Origin of the sequence: Bradyrhizobium jicamae (assembly GCF_018130695.1) — a bacterium.
Taxonomy (GTDB): domain Bacteria; phylum Pseudomonadota; class Alphaproteobacteria; order Rhizobiales; family Xanthobacteraceae; genus Bradyrhizobium; species Bradyrhizobium jicamae_B.
On the sequence record NZ_JAFCJX010000011.1, the window covers coordinates 199,127 to 220,305 of the forward strand.

The following is a 21,179-nucleotide window of genomic DNA, read 5'->3' on the forward strand; positions in this document are numbered from 1 at the left end:
ATCGGTTGGCCGGTCCACCCTGTCTAACCCGTGACTTGCCATATATGTAGCCCAAACCATTGTGCATCCAAAGCAAAATGGCGGGGGTCTGGCATGCCCGGAGGTTGGGCGGCGGCCCATTGGGCCTCGATCATAGCCTGATGACATTCATATCATAGCGCCTGAGGAGGTCTTTTTTCCTGTAACAGAGCCCCTATCTAGGACGAACTGTCCGTTAGGAACCTGTCTGCCGAACCAACGTTCTCTCCACTCACCGGAGATACCTGTGACGAAAACAGCATCCGCTGCGGCCGCCCTTTCCGCCCCTACCCCGTCACTGCTCTCCCAATCCGGGTCGCTCGCCCGGCGGCTGGTCGAGGCTTACCGCGCCGTGCGCGAGGAAACCGAACGCCGCGCCGCACCGCTGTCGCCGGAAGACCAATTGATCCAGTCGATGCCGGACGCGAGCCCCGCCAAATGGCACCGCGCGCACACGACCTGGTTCTTCGAGCAATTCCTGCTCGGCGAGCACGTCGCGGGCTACACGCCGTTCCACCCCGACTACGCCTATCTCTTCAATTCCTATTACGTCAGCGCCGGCCCGCGCCATGCCCGCCACCAGCGCGGCCATCTGACGCGCCCGAGTGCGGATGAAGTCACCGCCTATCGCCGCCATGTCGACGCGGAGGTGGTGAAATTCTTCCAGTCCGCGAGCGAGGACGCGCTGACAAAACTCGTGCCGCTGGTCGAGGTCGGCCTCAATCATGAGCAGCAGCATCAGGAGTTGATGATCACCGACATCCTGCATGCCTTCGCGCAGAACCCGATTCCGCCGGCCTATGATCCCGCCTGGCGCTTCCCGGCATCGAACCGCGGGGCCGAGGAATGGGTCGCGCTGAACGAGGGCATCCACACCGTCGGTCACGGCGACGACAGCTTCCATTTCGACAATGAGAAGCCGGCGCACCGCGCCCTCGTCGGTCCGGTCAAGCTCGCGAAGAATCTCGTCACCAATGCCGAATGGCTCGCCTTCATGAAGGACGGCGGCTACGCGACCGCGACGCTCTGGCTGATGGACGGCTTTGCCGCCGCCAACAACGAGGGCTGGCAAGCACCCGGCCATTGGCGCGAGATCGATGGCAAATGGAAGATCATGACGCTCGGTGGCCTGCAGCCGATCGATCCCGACGCGCCGGTCTGTCACGTCAGTTATTACGAGGCCGACGCGTTCGCGCGCTGGGCCGGCAAGCATCTGCCGACCGAGATGGAATGGGAGGTCGCGGCCCGCGCCGGCCAGCTCAACGACGCCTACGGCATCGTCTGGCAATGGACCCGCAGCTCCTACTCGCCCTATCCCGGCTATCGCGCCATCGAGGGCGCGCTCGGCGAATACAACGGCAAGTTCATGGTCAACCAGCTGGTGCTGCGCGGCTCCTCGCTGGCAACGCCTGAAGGTCACAGCCGCGTCACCTACCGCAACTTCTTCTATCCGCACCACCGCTGGCAGTTCACGGGACTACGCCTCGCCGACTACGCCTGATCTGATCTCTGTCAACATCGTCACGCGCGGGAAAGCGCGTTCAGGAGAGTATCATGAATGTGCACACTCCCGCTTTGGGCAATTCCGATCCGTTCGATGAAGCCACCTCGATCTTCGCAGATGACGTGATCGGCGCGCTCGCGCAGCATCCGAAGCGGCTGTCACCGAAATATTTCTACGACGCGGCGGGCTCGGAGCTGTTCGAGCAGATCACGGTGCTGCCGGAATATTATCCGACCCGCACCGAGCTCGGCATCCTGCGCAACCGCGGAGCCGAGATCGCCGCGATCATTCCGAAGGGCGCAGCGCTGGTCGAATTTGGCGCCGGTGCGACGACAAAAGTGCGGCTGCTGCTGCAGCATTGCGAGTTCGCCGCCTATGTCCCCGTCGACATCTCCGGCGATTTCCTGACGCAGCAGGCCGCGGGCCTGCGCAAGGATTTCCCCAGGCTTGCGGTCCATCCGGTCACCGCGGATTTCACCGCGCCCTTCGCGCTGCCGGAGGAGATCAGGGACCTGCCGAAGGTCGGCTTCTTTCCGGGCTCGACGCTCGGCAATTTCGAGCCGCAGGAAGCCGCCGCCTTCCTGCGCACCGCGCGCGAGATCCTCGGCCGCGGCGCGCAGATGATCATCGGCGTCGATCTGGAGAAGGACGAGCGCGTGCTCTACGACGCCTACAATGACGCGGCCGGCGTCACCGCGCGCTTCAACCTCAATGTGCTGGTGCGCATCAACCGCGAGCTTGGCGGCAATTTTGACATCTCCGCCTTCAACCACCGCTCGATCTATAACCGCGACCGCCACAGGATCGAGATGCACCTGATCAGCCGCAAGGCCCAGACCGTGCGCATCCTCGGCAAGTCCTTCTCGTTCCGACCGGGCGAGAGCATTCACACCGAGAACAGCTACAAATACTCGCTCGACCGCTTCACCGCGCTCGCCCGCGAGACCGGCTGGACGGTGCGCAACTCCTGGACCGATAATGCGAAGATGTTCTCGGTGCACGCGCTGACGGCGTCGGACTGAGACGGCTCTCTCCCCGTCATTGCGAGGAGCGAAGCAACGAAGCAATCCATATCTCCGCAAGCCGTGAGATGGATTGCTTCGCTTCGCTCGCAATGACGGGATAAAACTGCACCGCCCTATTCTTCTTCCGCCGGCGCACTCAGCGACAGCGACTCCCACATTGCGACCACGATCAGGATCGCGGTCGTGACCACCGACAGAAGCAGCGGCGACATATCACTTGCGAACCAGGCGGTCACAGCCAACAGGATGATGCCGACGCCGTGCGAGAGCTGCAGGAAGCCGCGGATCGAGTGCTTGAACAGGATGGTCCCGACCAGGAACAGCAGCGCACCGCCGACGGCGCTGACCGCGGTCTTGAGATCGGCATGGCCGGTCGGATGCTTCAAGACAAGTTCGTCGGCGACTGCGGTCAGGATGATGCCGCCGACGATCGGCATGTGCAGATAGGTGTAGGCGAGCCGCGCCAGGCGGCCGGACTCGGTCGATTTCGACAGCCGCTCGGAGCCGGCCTCCGCGCCGCGATGGAAATAGATCCACCACATCGCGATGCTGCCGACCAGGGCCGACAGGAACGCTGCGACATTCTCCGGCGTCCAGGTCAGCTCGGCGAAGGTCGCGCCGTCGACGACGATGGCTTCACCGAGCGCGATGATGATGAAGCCGGCGCAGCGCTCGGCCATGTGGCCGCCCTCGACCGACCAGGCCTCCATCGAGGAGAAGCCGAGCCCCGGCGTCCAGAACCGCGCGGCGGGCGAAACATATTCGATCGCGATCGCGACGATCCACAGCCACAGCCGGGTCTCGCCCTCGGAGAGCCCGCCGAGGATCCAGAACACCGCCGAGCCGGACAGCCAGACCAGGATGCGGATCGCGTTGTGGCGTACCGCCGTGCGATGCGGCGGCGTCGCGAACAGCCAGAATGCGGTGCGCCCGACCTGCATCGCCGCATACGCAATCGCAAACCACAGGCCACGGCCCTCGAAGGCCTGGGGAATCGAGGTCGACAGCACCAGCCCACCCAGCATCAGCAGGAACAGCAGGATGCGGACCGGCGTCAGCTCGGGATTGAGCCAGTTGGTGACCCAGGTGGTGTAGACCCACACCCACCACACCGCGAGGAACAGCAGCGTGACCTGCACGGCGCCGAGCGGGGTGAAGTGGTGCAGCAGCGCGTGCGACAGCTGCGTGACGGCAAAGACGAAGACGAGATCGAAGAACAGCTCGGCATTGGTGACGCGGCTGTGCTGGTTCGGCACCAGCACACGAAACATCGCGCCGCGCGGATTGTCGGCCATCGCTGCCGCCCCTCGCCCGTTGGGCGCTAGCCGCCGGGCACGCCGGTCTGTAGCGCCAGCGCATGCAGCACGCCGCCCATCTGGCCCTTCAGCGACTGGTAGACGATCTGGTGTTGCTGAACGCGCGACTTGCCACGGAAGGATTCCGAGATCACGGTGGCTGCGTAGTGGTCGCCATCGCCGGCCAGATCGCGGATCGTCACCTCGGCATCAGGGATCGCTGCCTTGATCATCGATTCGATATCGCGGGCGTCCATCGGCATCCCAGTCCACCTCCATAAGGTCTTCGAATCACGGCCCGCTCGCGCGGCCGTGAGGGATAAACCTAGGGCTTGCGCTCTTCTAGGTCATCCCATCGGTCACTATATTCTCATTCCCGTCGATTGAAACCTGCAACAATCGGTCACAAGCAATCACGTCGAAATGACCCAAGAAGGCGCAAAAACATGAAGCTCCCCGGTCCCGACCACCCGATCACGATCACGCCCAATCCGAAGCGCGTCCGCGTCACCGCCGACGGCGTCGTGATCGCCGAGACGACCCATGCGCTGACCCTGAAGGAAGCGATCTACCCTGCCGTGCAATACATCCCGCGCCAGGACGCCAGGATGGACCTGTTCACCCGCACCGAGCGGACCACGCATTGCCCCTACAAGGGCGACGCGAACTATTTCAGCATCAAGGCCAACGGCAAGACGCTGGACAACGCCATCTGGACCTATGAGACGCCGTTCCCGGCGATGGCCGAGATATCAGGCCATCTGGCGTTCTATCCGGACAGGGTCAAGATCGAGGAAGTGGTGTAAGCTTGGGGCGCACCGCGAGTCGATCTTCGTCGACTCCTCTCAGTCGCCTCCTCTTAAGCCAGCGCAAGGCTCCGATGCCGCGAAAGTCCGTAAGACGGTTTGGGGTCGCTCTGCTGGGGGCAGCTTGCGTCCTCATTGTCCTCGCCTCCGCCGGACTGGGATATCGTGCCTACCGCCAGCATGTCGCCGCGGAAACGCTCGCGATCCGCTCGCCCAACGGCGTGCAGGAATCAGGCTACGTCGAGATCGGCGGCATCAAGCAATGGGTCCAGATCCGCGGCGAGAATCGGGATAATCCGGTTCTGCTGTTCGTCCATGGCGGGCCCGGCGCGTCCAGCCTGCCGATCTCGTCCGCCTGGCGGCCATGGGAGAAGCGCTTCACCGTCGTGCAGTGGGACCAGCGCGGCGCCGGCCGCACCTATGGCGCGGCTGGAGAGGCGCTGGCGCCGACCATGACGGTGGAGCGGATGACGCAGGACGGCATCGAGCTCGCCGAATATCTGCGAAACCATCTGCACAAGGACAAGATCATCCTGGTCGGGCATTCCTGGGGATCGTTCCTCGGCATTCGCATCGCGAGGGAGCGCCCCGATCTGTTTCATGCCTATGTCGGCACTGGCCAGGTGGTGGGCAGGACGACGTTCGAGAAGGCCTTCGCGCTCACCATCGCGCGCCTGCAAACGCTGGCGCAGTCCGCCAACAACGCTTCTGCTCTCGCGGAGCTGGCGCCGATCGCATCGCAGCCGGCCCTCACCCCGGAGAATCGCCTGATCGCCGACAAATGGAGCAACGCGCTGGCCCTGCCGCCGGCTGACAGCTTCCCGCTGGCCGGCCCGGTCCCGCCGCTCTTCATGCCTGATGTCTCGCTGCTCGATTTGTACAACTGGCACAAAGGCGTGGCCTTCTCCGCCAAATACCTGACCGGACGGACCGGGCCGATGTATCAGAGCGACATGGCCGGAAGCGGCCTCGCGTTTCCGATCCCCATGGTCTTCATTCAGGGCGATGCGGACAGCGTGACGCCGGGCGAACCTGCCGAGCAGTATTTCAAGGAGATCACGGCCCCGTACAAGGAATTCGTCTGGGTGCGCGGCGGCGATCACTTCATTCCGTTCGATCGTCCCGACGAGTTCCTGGCGGAGCTGCTGACACGCGTGATGCCGTTCGTAGGCAATTGAGCCTCACAGATCGCGCGTCTGTCCCGCTACGCCCTGAAGATCGTCAGCCCAAGTATCAGCAGCACCAGGAAGATCACGACGAAGACGTAGAACAGGAAGCGCGCGATGTCGGCTGAGGCCGCCGAGATGCCGGTGAAGCCCAACAGGCCCGCGACGATCGACACCACGAGGAAGATCAGCGCCCATTTCAAGATCGTCATTGCGTGCTCCAAAACCTGCCAACGGCGCCGCGTCTTGCCGCGGCCAGCCGGATATTCGGCTTGATAACCGCGGTCCGCGGCTGCTGTTCCTTGTATGAAACGAGCGCTGCGACATCCGGCTGGCCGGATTGGCCCTTGCTGAATCGGGTTCGCGGCTGCAACATTGCCCAAAACCCTGCCGGGGGGATTGATGTCATCGATTTCACAGACGGCCGCGACCGCGGACGTCCACGCCGCGCCACAGGCGCGAGCCCGCAACGCGGCGCTTGATCGTGCGCGGACCTTCCTCACGCTCGTGGTGCTGCTGCACCACGCGGTGATCCCCTATACCTATTTCGGTCACACCGATCCGAAGTACTTCTTCGGCTTCGACATGATCGTGCTCGCCACCGACAGTTTCTTCATGGCGATGTTCTTCTTCCTGTCGGGACTGTTCGCCTGGTCCGGTATCGCCCGAAAGGGACCGTTGAACTACATGACGGACCGCGTGCTCCGGCTTGGCCTGCCGTTCGTGATCTGCGCCTTCACCGTCATTCCGCTCGCCTATTACGCCATCTCGCTGCGGCACCATCCCGAGATCGGCTTTTCGGACTACTGGTGGAACATGGTCACGAAGGGCCCGTGGCCGAGCGGACCGATCTGGTTTCTCTGGGTCCTGTTCGCCTTCGACCTGGTTGCCTGCGTGCTGTACCGGCTGTCGCCCAATTTGCTCGATCCGATCAACCGCCTCTCGCTGCACGGCCGTCGCCGGCCCGCCGTGTTCTTCGCGGTCATGCTTGCCGTCACCGCCGCGTTCTACATTCCCGGGCGGATTCACTTCGGAGCAGGCAGCTGGTTCGAATTCGGGCCGTTCTCGGTACAGCACGGGCGCGTGTTTCTCTATGCGAGCTACTTCTTTTTCGGTGCCGGCATCGGCGTTGCGCAAATGGATCGCGGGCTGCTCGCAGCAGACGGCCGGATGGCGAAGGTCAGCTGGGACTGGATGGTGCTGGCGATCGTTCCGTATTGCCTGCTGTGGACGCTGATCTTCATCAAGCGCGAAATACTGGGCAACCCGTCGCCACTGCCGGACTGGTATGAGGGGCTCTATGCCGTCTGCTTCACCGTCTTCAGCGTGGCCATCATGTTTCTGATCCTGGCCCTGTTCCAGAGATTCAAGCAATCGGGCTCAGCCAGGCTGCTCGATCCGATGCAGGCCGACGCCTATGGCATCTTCCTGGTGCACTATCCGATCGCGCTATGGCTGCAATACTGGCTGTTCGACTACGACCTGCCGGCGATCGTCAAGGTGGCGATCGGGTTCGTGCTGACGGTCGCCGCAAGCTGGGCGCTGACGCGCGCGCTGCGGCAGATTCCGGGCGCGACGAAGGTGCTCTGACCTTAGTGACGCGTAGCCCGGATGGAGTGCAGCGCAATCCGGGGTCACCTTTTCCGCCGAGGGACTTCCCGGATTTCGCTTCGCTCCATCCGGGCTACAGGTCCGTGAACTACGCCGCCTTGCCGCCCATATAGGCCGGGAGCCACGCCTCGAACGCCGCGTTGAGCGCCGTAATCGACACCGGCGTCTCGCCGGCGACCGCGATCGCATCGCCACCGGTGGTGCCGATCCGCGCGCAGGGCACGCCCGCGCCCTTCATCTTCGCCAGCACCAGGCCAGCGTCCGCCGCAGGCACCGTCACGATGTAGCGCGCCTGATCCTCACCGAACCAGAAGGCATGCGGCACGAGCGACGACGGCGCCGCCAGCAGCTGCGCGCCGATGCCGCTCGCGATCGCCATCTCGGCGAGCGCGATCAGGAGACCACCGTCGGACACGTCATGCACCGCGGTCGCAGTCGCCGCGTGGATCATGCCGCGCACGACGTCGCCATTGCGCTTCTCCGCGGCGAGATCGACCGGCGGCGGCGCGCCCTCTTCGCGGCCGCAGACGTCGCGCAGATACACGGACTGGCCGAGCCAGCCTTGGGTGTCACCGATCAGGAGGATCGCCTCACCGGACGACTTGAACGCCAGCGAGGCTGATTTGGTGAAATCGTCGAGCACGCCGACGCCGCCGATCGACGGGGTCGGCAGGATGCCGCGGCCGTTGGTCTCGTTGTAGAGCGAGACGTTGCCGGACACGACCGGGAAGTCGAGCGTGCGGCACGCTTCGGAAATGCCCTTCAGGCAGCCGACGAACTGGCCCATAATCTCGGGCCGCTCCGGATTGCCGAAATTGAGATTGTCGGTGATCGCGAGCGGCCGGCCGCCGACCGCGGTGATGTTGCGCCAGGCTTCCGCCACCGCCTGCTTGCCGCCCTCGAACGGGTCGGCCTCGCAATAGCGCGGCGTCACGTCGACGGTGAGCGCAAGGCCTTTCGGCCCGTCCTGCACGCGCACCACAGCGGCATCGCCGCCGGGGCGCTGCACCGTGTTGCCCATGATGACGTGGTCGTATTGCTCCCACACCCAGCGCTTCGAGCACAGCTCAGGCGTGCCGATCAGCTTCTCCAGCGCCTGCGCGATGGGAAGCGGCGGGCTCACGTCGCGCGCATGCACGACCGGCTGCGCGGCGGACGCGACATGCGGACGGTCATAGAGCGGCGCCTCGTCGCCGAGCTCCTTGATCGGCAAATCGGCCATCACGTCGCCGCCATGCTTGATCACGAAGCGCTTGGTCGGCGTGGTGTAGCCGACGATCGCGAAATCGAGCCCCCACTTCTTGAAGATCGCCTCGGCCTGCTTCTCCTTCTCGGGCTTCAGCACCATGAGCATGCGCTCCTGGCTTTCCGAGAGCATCATCTCGTAGGCGCTCATGCCGGTCTCGCGGGTCGGCACCGCGCTGAGATCGAGCTCGACGCCGAGGTCGCCCTTGGCGCCCATCTCGACGGCCGAGCAGGTCAGGCCCGCCGCGCCCATGTCCTGGATCGCGATCACGCAATCGGCTTCCATGATCTCGAGGCAGGCCTCGAGCAGCAGCTTCTCGGCAAAGGGATCGCCGACCTGCACGGTCGGACGCTTTTCCTCGGACGCATCGTCGAATTCGGCCGAGGCCATCGAGGCGCCATGGATGCCGTCGCGGCCGGTCTTGGAGCCCAAATAGACGATCGGCATGTTCACGCCGGACGCCGCCGCATAGAAGATCTTGTCGGCATCGGCGAGCCCGACCGCCATCGCGTTGACGAGGATGTTGCCGTCATAGCGGGTGTGGAAGCGCACCTGGCCTCCGACGGTGGGCACGCCGAAGGAATTGCCGTAACCGCCGACGCCGGCGACCACGCCGGACACGAGGTGGCGCGTCTTGGGATGCTCCGGCGCACCGAAGCTCAGCGCGTTCAGGCAGGCGATCGGCCGCGCGCCCATCGTGAAGACGTCGCGCAGGATGCCGCCGACGCCGGTGGTCGCCCCCTGATAGGGCTCGATGTAGCTCGGGTGGTTATGGCTCTCCATCTTGAAGACCACGGCCTGGCCGTCGCCGATATCGATCACGCCGGCATTCTCGCCGGGGCCCTGGATCACCCAGGGCGCCTTGGTCGGTAGTCCCCGCAGATGGATGCGCGAGGATTTGTACGAGCAATGCTCGTTCCACATCGCCGAGAAGATCCCGAGCTCCGTGAAGGTCGGCACCCGTCCGATCAGCTTCAGGATGCGCTCATACTCGTCCGGCTTCAGCCCGTGGGCTGCGACGAGTTCGGGGGTGATCTGGGGCTCGTTCTTGGCGGTCATGGGACCCTTCATAGGGAGATCGAACGGGGGCGAAAAGGCCTTTTAGGGGGCATTTTCGGCCTGTCCAGAGCTTTGCGGCGGCTTACCGCAGGCGTGGGATTTGCACTGCGGGAATGGATCGGATTTAAGGACCGAAACCGTCATTTGAAGGCCAGATTTCGTGAACCAGCATACCAAGACCGCATTCGACCTTCGCCCCGGCATCCACGTCGAAACCGAGGGCGAGTTTGCCGGCTGGCGGACCTGGAAACGGGACCATTTCGAGACCCATGCCGGGCCGTTCTACCACCGGATGGACGAGACCGGCCGCATCACTTGCGCATTCCGGGTCGCGAAACAGCACCTCAACAGCTCCGGCAACGTCCATGGCGGCTGCTTCATGACCTTTGCCGATTACTGCCTGTTTGCATTGGCCGCCATCGAGCTGCAGGGCCCGGCGGTGACGGTGTCTTTTTCCAGCGAGTTCCTCGACGCCGCTCGCGAGGGCGATCTGGTCGAATGCACCGGCGAGGTCACCCGCGCCGGCGGCTCGCTGATCTTCGTGCGGGGCATGCTGACCTCAGGCGATCGCTCCCTGTTCACGTTTTCCGGGACGATCAAGCGGGTGAAGCGGAAGGCACAGCCTGAGGCCAGCGCATAGCTCGCGGCTATCTTTCTCCGACGCAGCCAAGCTACAAAGTTGAGTAGCGCATGGATGCGCGGGGAGCCAAACAAGGTGCCGCAGAGCACAGCGAGAACGGGCCGCGCGACGGCTCCCGTGCAAACGCCGATTCCGTCCATCAACCCACGGCCCAAAGGCGGCTGGCGCGACTATGCGCTGCTGCTGGCACTCGCCTGCTGCTGGAGCTCGACCTATCCGCTGACCAAGATCGGTCTCGGCTCGATCCCGCCAATCACCTTCATCTCGGCGCGCTCGCTGGTCGCCGCCCTCTTCCTGTTCGTGATCCTGCGTTTCCGCGGCCTGACGATCCCGACCGATCTGAAGGCCTGGAAGCTGTTCGCCTTCCAGCAGACCATCAACTCGACGATCCCGTTCCTGATGATCACCTGGGCGCAGCTCTACGTTCCGGCCGCGCCGACCGTGGTGCTGGCCTCGACCACGCCGATCTTCGCCTTCCTGATCACCTGGGGCATCACCCGCCACGAGCCGGCGACGTTGCTGAAGCTGATCGGCGCGATCCTCGGCCTCGCCGGCACCGCCGTGATCATCGGCCTCGACGCGCTGCAGGGCATGGGCCATCAGCTGATCGCCGAGCTTGCGATCCTGCTCGCCACCGTCTCCTTTGCCTGCGCGACGATCTTCGGCTTGCGGCTGTCGGACTACGACCCGATGGTGGTGGCCGCCGGCTCACTGTTGTTCGGCGGCATGGTGCTATTGCCGGTCTCGCTCATCGTCGACCATCCCTGGACGCTGCATCCGACGCCGGAGGCGCTGGCTGCGGTTGTCGCCATGGGCATATTCTCCAGCGCGCTCGGCCTGATGCTGTTCTACATGTGCCTGGTGCGGCTCGGTACGCTCACCACGAATGCGCAGGGCTATCTGCGCATTCCGATCGGCGTGGCGCTGTCGGTGGTGCTGCTCGGCGAAAGCGTGCCGTCAAACCTCGCGCTCGGCCTCGTGCTGGTCATGGCCGGCGTCGCCGCGATGACGATCCCGGGCGGGGTGTACAAGCGCTGGCTCGGGCGATTGCGGGGGCTCTGAGGGCCGGTTGACACACGTTGGGCGAATGTGAGGTAGTCGCGCGCAAGCCTGACGTGACGCATCCCTCCCTCAAGGCTCAGCATGGAGAGTCGTTCACCGTACGCCATTGGCGATTCAAAAGCCGATCGCGTGCCCGGCATCTGGTGGTTCGCCCTCGCGCTTGTTCCGCTCGTGGCATCCCAACTCATGCGCCTGCATCAGAACACTGCAGCGGGTTGGCTCGTCTGGGACTATGCGGGCCGGATCGCCGCCCTGGTCATCCTTGCGGCGATTCCGGCAACACGAGCTATTGCCTATCGCACGGAGAAACGTCGGATTTCCATTCTTGAAATCGGCGTCTGGATCGCGGGAATTGTGCTGTTGGACCGCTTAGGCCAGTGGCCGCGACGTCTCATCAATGCGACATTTCCGGCGACCATCATTGGCAAGTATCCGCATCCGACCGGCTGGCTCAACGTTCTCGATCTCATCGTTGGCCTGGCGCTGGTCGCAGCCAGCGAAGAAATCATTTTCAGGCGATTGCTTCGGAACGCATCGCAGCCTTACCTCGGCGACGGTGGCTTTGCCATTCTGGTCACGTCTTTGATATTCGGCGCCTATCATTGGTGGGCGGGAATCGGAAACATCTTGCTCTCCGCAACAATTGGCATTCTTTTCATGGCGATGTTCCGGCGCTCAGGCGCGCTTTGGCCGGTCGTGCTCGTGCATTACCTGGTTGACCTGATCGCCTTCTCTGGCGTTTGGCGTTGAAGTGACGATCAGCGCGACGCTGACAATTGCTTCTCGGCGATGTTCAGCCATTCGGCCTGCGCGTCGCGCAGATATTTTGGCGCGCGGCGCATCTGGATCAGGAGTTCGTTGAACACGATGCGCGCTTCCGCGGTCCGGCCGACCATGTCGAGCAGCAGGCCGTAGCGCACCCGCGCCTCGGCGCCGGGCGCATAGTCGACCAGCGCGTGATATTCCTCCAGCGCCTCGTCGGTGCGGCCGAGCTCGGCGAGCGCGCGGGCGTACAGCAGATGGCCCTCGGCGGATTCAAACTCGGGCCAGCGTTCCCGCAAGCTGTCGAGCGTGGCGAGCGCGTCGGCAGCGCGGCCGCGGGCGAACTGGGCCTGCGCCTTGGCGAGCGCATAGGCCGGGTCGTTGCCCATCGGCAGCGTCATGATGTGGTCGTAATGGTGCTCGGCTTCGTCGAAGCGGCCGACATTCTGGCACTCGGCGGCGAGCGCGGCGCGATTGGAGATCGTGTCCGAGACCACCAGGCGATCGGACAGTTCGCGATACTGCTTCTCCCGATCGAGCTTGCTCGCGACCCGCTTGCGGGCCTGTGCGCCGCCCGGCCCACCCCACCATTCCGGGACCAGCTCGACCACGATGTAGGCCAACGCGCCGATCAGCGGCACCATCAGGATGATGAAGGCCCAGGGCTGCAGCCGCCCGGTGCGCGAGGCGTGCCAGATCAGCGTGATGTCGAGCAGCAGAACGACCAAAGCAACGGGCATGGCGAAATCCAGCTAAGCGATCAAAATCATGGCCTTGATAGCGTGACCGGCAACATCGAACAATCCCCGGTTGTCGCCACCGCAGAGATCATCGTGAAAGGAATGTGAAACGCAAAGCGGCTGACTGTTAGTTTCCCGCCATGCCCCGCAGGTTCATCGCGCTAGCGCATGATCCGGACCCGTAGGCCGCGTTAGCGCAAAGTGTGAAGCGGTTTTCCGAAGGAGATCATGCTCAAACCAAGAGTTTACTTCTTGTCGTCCGCCAGCAGCTTCCTGTACTTCTCGACGTCGCGCGTCACGAGCTGCTGCAGCACCTCCGGCGTCATCTCGTTTGCGTCGGGCGCGACCGTCGACAAATCGACGAAGCGCTTCTTCACGGCGTCGCTGGCCACCGCGCTGCGCGCCGCGGCATTCAGTTTGGCGATGATCTCGGGAGCTGTACCTTTCGGGGCGAACAATCCGTTCCAGCCCTGCGCCTCGAATTCAGGCAGGCCCGCCTCGGTCGACGTCGGCAGATCCGGCAGCGTCGACAGCCGCACATCGGAGCCGACCACGAGGCCCTTCACCAGCTTCTCGTTAACCGATTGCGACACCGAGGCCGCGGCGTCGCAAACGCCGTCGATCTGACCGCCGACCGCGTCGGTCAGCGCAGGCGCGGCGCCGCGATAGCCGACCAGCGTGACGTCGATCTGCGCGGCATGAACGAAGCTCTTGCAGATCAGGTAATTCGAGGAGCCGACGCCGGCGTGGCCGAGATTGATCTTGCCGGGATTCTTCCTGGCGTAGTCGAGGAACTCCTTGAGATCCTTCGCCGGGAAATCCTTGCGCAGCGCGACGATGCCGAAGGTCTTGGCGACAACAGCGATCGGCACAAAGGACTCGGGCGTGAACGGCAGTTTGGGATAGATCGTGTAGGTCGCGGCACTGGTGCCGGCATTGCCGATCGCAATCGTGTAGCCGTCGGCGTCGGCGCGCGCGGCGCGCGCCAGCGCGGTCGAGCCGCCGGCGCCGGCGACGTTCTCGATCACAATCGGCTGGCCCAGCGCCGGGCTCATCTGGTCGGCGACCGCGCGCGCGATCACGTCGGAGGTGCCGCCGGCCGCGAACGGCACGATCATGGTGATCGGACGTTTTGGATAGTCCTGCGCATGCGCGACCGACGCAAGCGACAGCGCCGCCAGCGCGGCGATAAGCCTTACGCTGCGCGAGATCACGCCGCCTTGTCCAGATGCTGGACCAAGCCGGCAAACAGACCGCGGCCGTCGGTGCAGCCCATGATCTCTTCGACGTGGTTTTCCGGATGCGGCATCATGCCGAGCACGTTGCCGCGCTCGTTGACGATGCCGGCGATCGAATGCGCCGCGCCGTTGATGTTGGAGGCCTCGTCGACGACGCCATCGGCCGAGCAGTAGCGATAGAGCACCCGCCCCTCGCCCTCGAGCCGCTTCACGGTCTCCTCATCCGCCTCGTAATTGCCCTCGCCATGCGCGACGGGGACGCGGATCACCTGGCCGGCATTGTAGCCGCGGGTGAACGGCGTATCGGAGCGCTCGACGCGCAGATGCACGTCCTTGCAGATGAACTTCAGCCGGTCGTTGCGCATGAGAACGCCGGGCAGCAGGCCGGACTCGCAGAGGATCTGGAAACCGTTGCAGACGCCGAGCACGAGGCCGCCCTTGGCCGCATAGTCGCGCACCGCATCCATGACCGGCGAACGCGCCGCGATCGCGCCGCAGCGCAGATAATCGCCATAGGAGAAGCCGCCGGGCACCACCACGAGATCGGTGCTCTCGGGCAGCGAGGTCTCGGCATGCCAGACCATCGCAGCTTCGTTGCCGGAGGCAAGCTTCAAGGCGCGCGCCATGTCGCGCTCGCGGTTGATGCCGGGGAAGACGAGGACGGCTGATTTCATGGATTTAGGCCTAGAGCAGTTCGACGCGATAGTTCTCGATCACGGTGTTGGCGAGCAGCTTGTCGGCCGCCGCCTTCAGCGCGGCTTCCGCCTTCGCCTTGTCGCCTTCGGACAGTTCGATGTCGAACACCTTGCCCTGGCGGACGCTGGCGACGCCATCGACGCCGAGCGATTTCAGCGCACCCTCGATCGCCTTGCCTTGGGGATCGAGGATGCCCGACTTCAACGTCACAGTCACACGTGCCTTCACGACTTTCCCTCAGCTCTTAACCAACACCGGGCCGCTACCAGCCGGCCGTTCATTCTCGATCAGGATGCCGAGCCGCTTTGCCACCTCGGTGTAAGCCTCCAGCAGACCACCGAGGTCACGACGGAAGCGATCCTTGTCGAGCTTCTCGTTCGACTTGATGTCCCACAGCCGGCACGAGTCCGGCGAGATCTCGTCGGCGACGATGATCCGCATCATCTCGTTTTCGAACAGGCGGCCGCACTCCATCTTGAAGTCGACGAGGCGGATGCCGATGCCGAGGAAGAGGCCGGTCAGGAAGTCGTTGACGCGGATGGCGAGCGCCATGATGTCGTCGATCTCCTGGGGCGTGGCCCAGCCGAACGCGGTGATGTGCTCTTCCGACACCATGGGGTCGTTGAGCTGGTCGTTCTTGTAATAGAATTCGATGATCGAGCGCGGCAGCTGGGTGCCCTCCTCGATGCCGAGGCGCTGCGACAGCGAGCCCGCGGCGACGTTCCGCACCACCACCTCCAGCGGCACGATCTCGACCTCACGAATCAGCTGCTCGCGCATGTTGAGGCGGCGGATGAAGTGGGTCGGCACCCCGATGTCGTTGAGGTGCTGAAACAGGTACTCCGAAATCCGGTTGTTGAGGACGCCCTTGCCCTCGATCACCTGGTGTTTCTTGGCATTGAACGCGGTGGCGTCGTCCTTGAAGTGCTGGATCAGGGTTCCCGGCTCCGGGCCTTCGTACAGGACCTTGGCCTTGCCTTCATAAATGCGACGTCGACGGCTCATTGGGATGTACCGTGTTTTGTTGAAATCCATGAATTTGGTGTGCTCCGGATAACAGGGGTTTACGACCCACGACGGAGCTGCCGCGGAGGCCTGGAACCCGACCATTTCAACCGGAAACAGAACAAGAACCACGCCTGTTGGCAACCTATCCGATTGGCCCTTCCAGCACAATCGATCCGGGCCCATTGGCGGCACTTATACCGCCCTATCGTAAGGCTCGGATTCCGCCTGTTTTGCCTGCGGCTTAACGGCTCGTTGTGTTGCCGTTTTCTCCTACCTATCTAGGCAGGCGCCGGGGCTACCGCAACGGATGCGGCGGCCGGCCTTTCAGCAGGGGATTGGAACTTCAGCCATGAGCGAATTCAACAAGCGCCAGGAAGGTTTTGAGAAGAAGTTCGCCCTCGACGAGGAGCAGAAATTCAAGGCGGAGGCCCGCCGCAACAAGCTGCTCGGCCTGTGGGCCGCCGAGAAGCTCGGCTTCACCGGCGATGCTGCCGCCGCCTATGCCAAGGAGGTGGTCGCCGCGGACTTCGAGGAAGCCGGCGACGGCGATGTCCTGAAGAAGGTGCTGGGCGATCTCACTGCCAAGGGCCACGCCGTCACCGAGCGCGACATCCGCGCCAAGATGGACGAGCTGCTGGCCCAGGCCGCGGCACAGGTGAAGGCGGGCACGTAAGGCGGGCCGCACCTGCATCAGCGCGATCTGGAGGTTCATCGATCCGTTTCGCATTCGCGCGCCGCAATGGATGATGCGGCGCGCGCGACAGAGCGATCTCACTATCGTCCCTATTGTTCACGCGATGCGACAAGCGTCGCTCCCGTCACAGCTCGGCAATGGGCCGTCGGGCCTGAGCGGGCTTGTCGATTTCTGTGAGGATTTTTGCGGGGTCACCGCTCGGGCGGCGTCCAGTCGATCGAAATTCCCTCCTGTCCCGGGCGCACTGCGGCGCGAAGTGCCGCTGTGCAGAACCGGGACCCAGCTTCGAGAATGGGTCCCGCATCAGCGGCGCACCACTGCGTGCTGCGCCGCGCGCGGGACACGAGAACCTTGACGCGGAAGCGCCAGCTGCCGATCGGCGCCGAACAGGCCGGATTGCCGGACCAGGAATCAGAACCTATCTGGTAGGGTGTCGCCCACAGGCGCGTTCGAGGCTTGCAGCCGGCCCCGGGCAATGCCAAGACAGCGGAATCATGCCCCAGGATCACATTTCCAACGTTCTCTCCGAACGTTACGCTTCACCCGCCATGCGCGCCATCTGGAGTGGCGAAGGCAAGGTGCGCCTCGAACGCGACTACTGGATCGCCGTGCTGAAGGGCCAGCGCGACCTCGGCATTGCCGTGCCGGATGGCGTGATCGAGGCTTACGAGCGCGTCAAGGACCAGGTCGACCTCGCCTCCATCATGCAGCGCGAGCGGATCACCCGCCACGACGTCAAGGCGCGCATCGAGGAGTTCTGCGATCTCGCCGGCCACGAGCACCTGCACAAGGGCATGACCAGCCGCGATCTCACCGAGAACGTCGAGCAGCTGCAGGTCTATCGCGGACTGCAGCTGATCGAGACCAAGAGCATCGCCGCCCTGATCCGGTTTGCGAAGCACGCCAGGCAATTGCGCGACATCCCCTTCACCGCGCGCACCCACAACGTGGCCGCGCAGGTCACCACCCTCGGCAAGCGCATCGCCATGTTCGGCGAGGAGATGCTGCTGGCGCATCAGAGCCTGGTCCATGTGCTGCAGACCTATCCGGCGCGCGGCCTGAAGGGCGCCGTCGGCACCCGTCTCGACCAGATCACCCTGTTCAATGGCGACGCCGGCAAAGCCCGCGCGCTCGAGCAGCAAATCCTCAAGCACCTCGGCCTGCCCAAGAGTTTTGACGCCGTCGGCCAGGTCTATCCGCGCAGCCTCGACTTCCGCGCCGTCAGCGTGCTGGTCGATCTCGCCAGCGGCCCCGGCAGCTTTGCCAAGACGCTGCGCCTGATGGCGGGCCATGAGCTCGCCAGCGAAGGCTTTGCCAAGGGCCAGGTCGGCTCGTCGGCGATGCCGCACAAGATGAACAGCCGCTCCTGCGAGCGCATCAACGGCCTGCATGTGGTGCTGAAGGGCTATCTCGCGATGGCCGCCGGCCTCTCCGGCGATCAGTGGAACGAGGGCGACGTCTCCTGCTCCGTGGTTCGCCGCGTGATGCTGCCGGATGCCTTCCTCGCCATGGACGGCCTGCTCGAGACCCTGCTCTCGGTGCTCGACCAGATGGAAGTGTTCGACGCGGTCGTCGCGACCGAGCTCAATCGCTACCTGCCCTTCCTCCTCACCACCACCGTGATGATGGAAGCGGTGAAGAAGGGCGCCGGTCGCGAAGGCGCCCATGAAGCGATCAAGGAGCACGCGGTCGCCGCCATCCGCGACCTCCGCACCGGCACCATCGTGCAGAACGATTTGCTGCAGCGCCTCGCCGCCGACAAGCGCCTCGGCCTCAGCGACGCCGAGCTGCAGAGCGTGCTCGATCACGGCCGCGCCAATTCCGGCGACGCGCCCGCCCAGGTCGATCATTTTGCCGAGCAGGTCGACGCGCTGGCGAAGGCGAAGCCGGAAGCGGCCAGCTACACGCCGGGTGCGATCTTGTAGGCCCCAATCGTCATTGCGAGCGAAGCGAAGCAATCCATTTCGCAACTAGCGGAGACATGGATTGCTTCGTCGCTATCGCTCCTCGCAATGACGGTTGAGAGAACCTTACTCCTCCTTGAACCCGTACTCCGGCACATTGCCGCTGGCGCCGTAATATTTGTACGGCAGGAACTTGCCCGACATCGTGATCTTGACGCGGTCGCCCTTCGGGTTCGGCAGGCGCTCCATCACCATGTCGAAGTCGATCGCCGACATGATGCCGTCGCCATATTCCTCCTCGATCAGCGCCTTCCAAGCCGGACCGTTGACCATCACGAGTTCGTAGAAGCGGTAGATCAGGGGGTCGGTCGGCGGCATCGGCATGCCGCGCATCGGCGTCTCGTTGAGCATCGCAATCTCGGACTTCGACAGCCCGAACAGCTCGCCGGCATTGGCGGCCTGCGGCTTGGTCAGTTTCATCTGGCCGAGGATGGCACCGACGATCAGCACCTCGGAATAACCGCCGATCTTCTCGCAGATATGCTTCCAGCTCCAGCCCTTCTCGCGCTTGATGTCGAGCAGCTTTTCGGTGAGGTCTTCGCGTTTCATGTGGTTTCCTCTCTTCGTCATGCCCGGGCTTGTCCCGGGCATCCACGTCTTGGTTGGCAACTAAGTAGACGTGGATGGCCGGGACAAGCCCGGCCATGACGTCTGTGGGTGTGGTTCAGCTCCAGATGCGATCACCAACTCCGGCAGGCCCGGCCGGACGGTCGGCACGTTGCGCGGGTCGTGATCGCCGACATCTGCCGCAAAGGTCTTGCTGCGGCTGACCAGGAAATCGACGATGTGGTTGCGGAGCGCATAGTAATAGGGATGCCGGTGCAGATCGATGCGGTCGCGATGCTTCGGCAGCGGATTTTCCACGATCTCCGCCAGCACTGCTCCGGGGCCGTTGGTCATCAGGAAAATCTTGTCGGCGAGGAAGATCGCTTCATCCACGTCATGGGTGATCATGAAGGTGGTCTGGCCGGTCTCCAGACAGATGCGCCGCACCTCGTCCTGCAGCGTGCCGCGGGTCAGCGCATCCAGCGCCGAGAACGGCTCGTCCATCAGCATGATCTTTGGCGTGATCGACAGCGCGCGTGCGATGCCGACGCGCTGCTTCATGCCGCCTGAGAGTTCGGAAGGGTGCTTGTGCTCGGAGCCGGTGAGACCGACGAGATCGATGAACTTCTGCGCGTGCGCCTTCACCCGCGCGCGGTCCCATTTGCGCCACTTCGAGCTCACGGCATAGGCGACGTTGCCGAGCACGGTGCGCCATGGCAGCAGCGCGTGACTCTGGAAGATCACGGCGCGATCGAGGCTGGTGCCCTCGATCGCCCGCCCGTCGACGATCACGGCGCCCTCGCTCGGCTCGTCGAGACCGGCGAGGATGTTCAGCACCGTGGTCTTACCGCAGCCGGAATGGCCGATGATGCAGCCGAACTCGCCCCGCGCCATCGACAGCCAGAGATTCTCGAAGATCGTGGTGCTGCCGCCCCCGGCCGCCGGATAGCGCCGCGCGATGCCCTCGATGGAGATGAACTTGTCGGTCATGATTCTCGTGTCCCGCACGCGGCGCAGCACGCAGTGGTGCGCCGCAGATGCGGGACCCATGTCGCCGCAATGGGTCCCGGTTCTGCGCAGCAGCACTTCGCGCCGCAGCGCGCCCGGGACATGAGAGAATTGCGCGTTGCCATACTCATTCCGGAAACGTGACCATGCGCGCGAAGCGCGCCAGGATCTGGTCGAGCAGCATGCCGACGATGCCGATCAGCAGGATCGCGATGATCACGTTGGTGATCGAGAGGTTGTTCCACTCGTTCCAGACGAAATAGCCGATGCCGGTGCCGCCGACGAGCATCTCGGCCGCGACGATCACGAGCCAGGCGATGCCGATCGAGATCCGCATGCCGGTCAGGATCGTCGGCGCCGCCGCGGGCAGGATCACCGTGAAGGCGCGCCGGAGCGTGCCGACCTCGAGCGTGCGGGCAACGTTGATCCACTCCTTCCGCACGCTGGCAACGCCGAACGCGGTGTTGAGCAGCATCGGCCACACCGAGCAGATGAAGATGACGAAGATCGCCGAGATCGAGGAATCCTTGATCGTGTAGAGCGCGAGCGGCATCCAGGCGAGCGGCGAGATCGGCTTCAAGACCTGGATGAAGGGATCAAGGGCCTTGCTGATCAGCGGCGACATGCCGATCATGAAGCCCAAGGGGATGGCGACCAGCACCGCGATGAAATAGCCGAGCCCGACACGGCCGATCGAGTAAGCCAGCTGGATGCCCAGCCCCTTGTCGTTCGGCCCGTTGTCGTAGAATGGACGCTTGAGATGCTCCCAGAGCTTTGCGCCGACATCGAGTGGTCCCGGCATCGCGGATTTGCCCTGCGTTGCCGTCAGCCCCATCAGCTTTGCGTATTCCGGACTCATGTTGGCCGCAGCACCGGTGCTGCGGGTCGCGAGATGCCAGACGCCGAGGAACAAGGCGAGCAGTGCGATCGAGACGATGGCGGCGCGGAGACGGAGGGTCATTCCCTTCTCCCCGCTTGTGGGGAGAAGGTTAGGATGAGGGGGAATCTCCGCGAGCCGAATTCGTGGAGAGTCCCCCTCACCCGCCGCGCTTTGCGCGTCGGCCTCTCCCCGCAAGCGGGGCGAGGCGAAG

The 21,179-nt window shown here is 64.1% G+C and carries 22 protein-coding genes; 10 read left to right on the forward strand and 12 right to left on the reverse strand.

Going from position 1 to position 21,179, the window contains the following annotated elements; translation table 11 throughout:
• Window positions 1-265 precede the first annotated feature (265 nt).
• Together egtB and egtD are read left to right on the forward strand one after the other, a co-directional pair.
• Complete coding sequence (egtB, locus tag JQ604_RS18195; protein WP_212359074.1) at window positions 266-1,519, forward strand: ergothioneine biosynthesis protein EgtB; 1,254 nt, start codon at window positions 266-268, stop codon at window positions 1,517-1,519.
• Between the two features lie 53 nt (window positions 1,520-1,572).
• On the forward strand, window positions 1,573-2,544 hold the full coding sequence (gene egtD / locus JQ604_RS18200) for an L-histidine N(alpha)-methyltransferase (protein WP_212359076.1): 972 nt from the start codon (window positions 1,573-1,575) through the stop codon (window positions 2,542-2,544).
• 116 nt (window positions 2,545-2,660) lie between these two features.
• Here egtD and JQ604_RS18205 read toward each other — a convergent pair whose 3' ends face one another.
• Window positions 2,661-3,842, reverse strand: coding sequence for a low temperature requirement protein A (locus JQ604_RS18205; protein ID WP_249158324.1), 1,182 nt, complete (start codon window positions 3,840-3,842; stop codon window positions 2,661-2,663).
• Between the two features lie 26 nt (window positions 3,843-3,868).
• Complete coding sequence (locus tag JQ604_RS18210) at window positions 3,869-4,105, reverse strand: BolA family protein (protein WP_212015434.1); 237 nt, start codon at window positions 4,103-4,105, stop codon at window positions 3,869-3,871.
• Between the two features lie 183 nt (window positions 4,106-4,288).
• On the opposite strand from JQ604_RS18210, the gene JQ604_RS18215 reads away from it, so the two are divergent.
• Window positions 4,289-4,648, forward strand: a complete 360-nt coding sequence (locus tag JQ604_RS18215) for a DUF427 domain-containing protein (RefSeq protein WP_212359078.1) — start codon at window positions 4,289-4,291, stop codon at window positions 4,646-4,648.
• A 74-nt stretch (window positions 4,649-4,722) separates the two neighbouring features.
• Window positions 4,723-5,826: an alpha/beta fold hydrolase gene (locus JQ604_RS18220; RefSeq protein WP_212359080.1), complete on the forward strand. Its 1,104-nt coding sequence runs from the start codon at window positions 4,723-4,725 to the stop codon at window positions 5,824-5,826.
• Window positions 5,827-5,852: 26 nt separating this feature from the next.
• On the opposite strand, the gene JQ604_RS18225 is transcribed toward JQ604_RS18220, so the two are convergent.
• Window positions 5,853-6,026 carry a DUF1328 domain-containing protein gene (locus JQ604_RS18225; RefSeq protein ID WP_212359082.1) on the reverse strand — a complete coding sequence of 58 codons (174 nt, stop codon included), beginning with the start codon at window positions 6,024-6,026 and terminating at the stop codon, window positions 5,853-5,855.
• 190 nt (window positions 6,027-6,216) lie between these two features.
• Between JQ604_RS18225 and JQ604_RS18230 the strand changes: the two genes are divergently transcribed.
• A complete protein-coding gene (locus JQ604_RS18230) occupies window positions 6,217-7,404 on the forward strand; it encodes an acyltransferase family protein (protein WP_212359085.1) in 1,188 nt (395 codons plus the stop codon).
• A gap of 109 nt (window positions 7,405-7,513) precedes the next feature.
• Here JQ604_RS18230 and purL read toward each other — a convergent pair whose 3' ends face one another.
• Complete coding sequence (purL, locus tag JQ604_RS18235) at window positions 7,514-9,730, reverse strand: phosphoribosylformylglycinamidine synthase subunit PurL (protein ID WP_212359087.1); 2,217 nt, start codon at window positions 9,728-9,730, stop codon at window positions 7,514-7,516.
• A gap of 160 nt (window positions 9,731-9,890) precedes the next feature.
• Between purL and JQ604_RS18240 the strand changes: the two genes are divergently transcribed.
• The 3 genes from JQ604_RS18240 (at window position 9,891) to JQ604_RS18250 (ending at window position 12,182) form a co-directional block, all read left to right on the forward strand.
• On the forward strand, window positions 9,891-10,370 hold the full coding sequence (locus JQ604_RS18240; RefSeq protein ID WP_212359090.1) for a PaaI family thioesterase: 480 nt from the start codon (window positions 9,891-9,893) through the stop codon (window positions 10,368-10,370).
• Window positions 10,371-10,445: 75 nt separating this feature from the next.
• On the forward strand, window positions 10,446-11,432 hold the full coding sequence (locus tag JQ604_RS18245) for a DMT family transporter (protein ID WP_212359092.1): 987 nt from the start codon (window positions 10,446-10,448) through the stop codon (window positions 11,430-11,432).
• Window positions 11,433-11,513: 81 nt separating this feature from the next.
• Entirely contained in the window at window positions 11,514-12,182 is a 669-nt protein-coding gene (locus JQ604_RS18250) for a CPBP family intramembrane glutamic endopeptidase (RefSeq protein ID WP_212359094.1), read from the forward strand.
• An 8-nt stretch (window positions 12,183-12,190) separates the two neighbouring features.
• Here the strand turns inward: JQ604_RS18250 and JQ604_RS18255 are convergent, their stop codons facing one another.
• From JQ604_RS18255 to purC, 5 genes are all read right to left on the reverse strand, one after another.
• Complete coding sequence (locus tag JQ604_RS18255) at window positions 12,191-12,934, reverse strand: tetratricopeptide repeat protein (protein WP_212359096.1); 744 nt, start codon at window positions 12,932-12,934, stop codon at window positions 12,191-12,193.
• Window positions 12,935-13,179: 245 nt separating this feature from the next.
• Window positions 13,180-14,148 (reverse strand): tripartite tricarboxylate transporter substrate-binding protein, encoded by a 969-nt coding sequence (locus tag JQ604_RS18260; RefSeq protein WP_212359098.1) that lies wholly within the window; start codon window positions 14,146-14,148, stop codon window positions 13,180-13,182.
• Entirely contained in the window at window positions 14,145-14,846 is a 702-nt protein-coding gene (gene purQ, locus JQ604_RS18265; protein ID WP_212359100.1) for a phosphoribosylformylglycinamidine synthase subunit PurQ, read from the reverse strand. The genes JQ604_RS18260 and purQ overlap by 4 nt, the downstream gene beginning before the upstream one ends.
• Before the next feature lie 10 nt (window positions 14,847-14,856).
• Window positions 14,857-15,096 carry a phosphoribosylformylglycinamidine synthase subunit PurS gene (gene purS, locus JQ604_RS18270; RefSeq protein WP_212359103.1) on the reverse strand — a complete coding sequence of 80 codons (240 nt, stop codon included), beginning with the start codon at window positions 15,094-15,096 and terminating at the stop codon, window positions 14,857-14,859.
• Between the two features lie 9 nt (window positions 15,097-15,105).
• Window positions 15,106-15,873 carry a phosphoribosylaminoimidazolesuccinocarboxamide synthase gene (gene purC, locus JQ604_RS18275; RefSeq protein ID WP_016843454.1) on the reverse strand — a complete coding sequence of 256 codons (768 nt, stop codon included), beginning with the start codon at window positions 15,871-15,873 and terminating at the stop codon, window positions 15,106-15,108.
• A gap of 352 nt (window positions 15,874-16,225) precedes the next feature.
• On the opposite strand from purC, the gene JQ604_RS18280 reads away from it, so the two are divergent.
• Both JQ604_RS18280 and purB read left to right on the forward strand, forming a co-directional pair.
• The gene (locus JQ604_RS18280; RefSeq protein WP_212359105.1) at window positions 16,226-16,549 is read left to right on the forward strand and encodes a DUF1476 domain-containing protein; all 324 of its coding nucleotides are present in this window, start codon (window positions 16,226-16,228) and stop codon (window positions 16,547-16,549) included.
• Between the two features lie 515 nt (window positions 16,550-17,064).
• Window positions 17,065-18,495, forward strand: a complete 1,431-nt coding sequence (purB, locus tag JQ604_RS18285) for an adenylosuccinate lyase (RefSeq protein WP_212359113.1) — start codon at window positions 17,065-17,067, stop codon at window positions 18,493-18,495.
• 105 nt (window positions 18,496-18,600) lie between these two features.
• Here purB and cynS read toward each other — a convergent pair whose 3' ends face one another.
• The 3 genes from cynS to ntrB all read right to left on the reverse strand — a co-directional run bounded on the left by cynS (window position 18,601) and on the right by ntrB (window position 21,049).
• Window positions 18,601-19,083 carry a cyanase gene (cynS, locus tag JQ604_RS18290; protein ID WP_212359115.1) on the reverse strand — a complete coding sequence of 161 codons (483 nt, stop codon included), beginning with the start codon at window positions 19,081-19,083 and terminating at the stop codon, window positions 18,601-18,603.
• Window positions 19,084-19,143: 60 nt separating this feature from the next.
• Window positions 19,144-20,070 carry an ABC transporter ATP-binding protein gene (locus tag JQ604_RS18295; protein WP_212359118.1) on the reverse strand — a complete coding sequence of 309 codons (927 nt, stop codon included), beginning with the start codon at window positions 20,068-20,070 and terminating at the stop codon, window positions 19,144-19,146.
• Window positions 20,071-20,215: 145 nt separating this feature from the next.
• Window positions 20,216-21,049, reverse strand: coding sequence for a nitrate ABC transporter permease (gene ntrB, locus JQ604_RS18300; RefSeq protein ID WP_212359120.1), 834 nt, complete (start codon window positions 21,047-21,049; stop codon window positions 20,216-20,218).
• Between the last annotated feature and the right edge of the window lie 130 nt (window positions 21,050-21,179).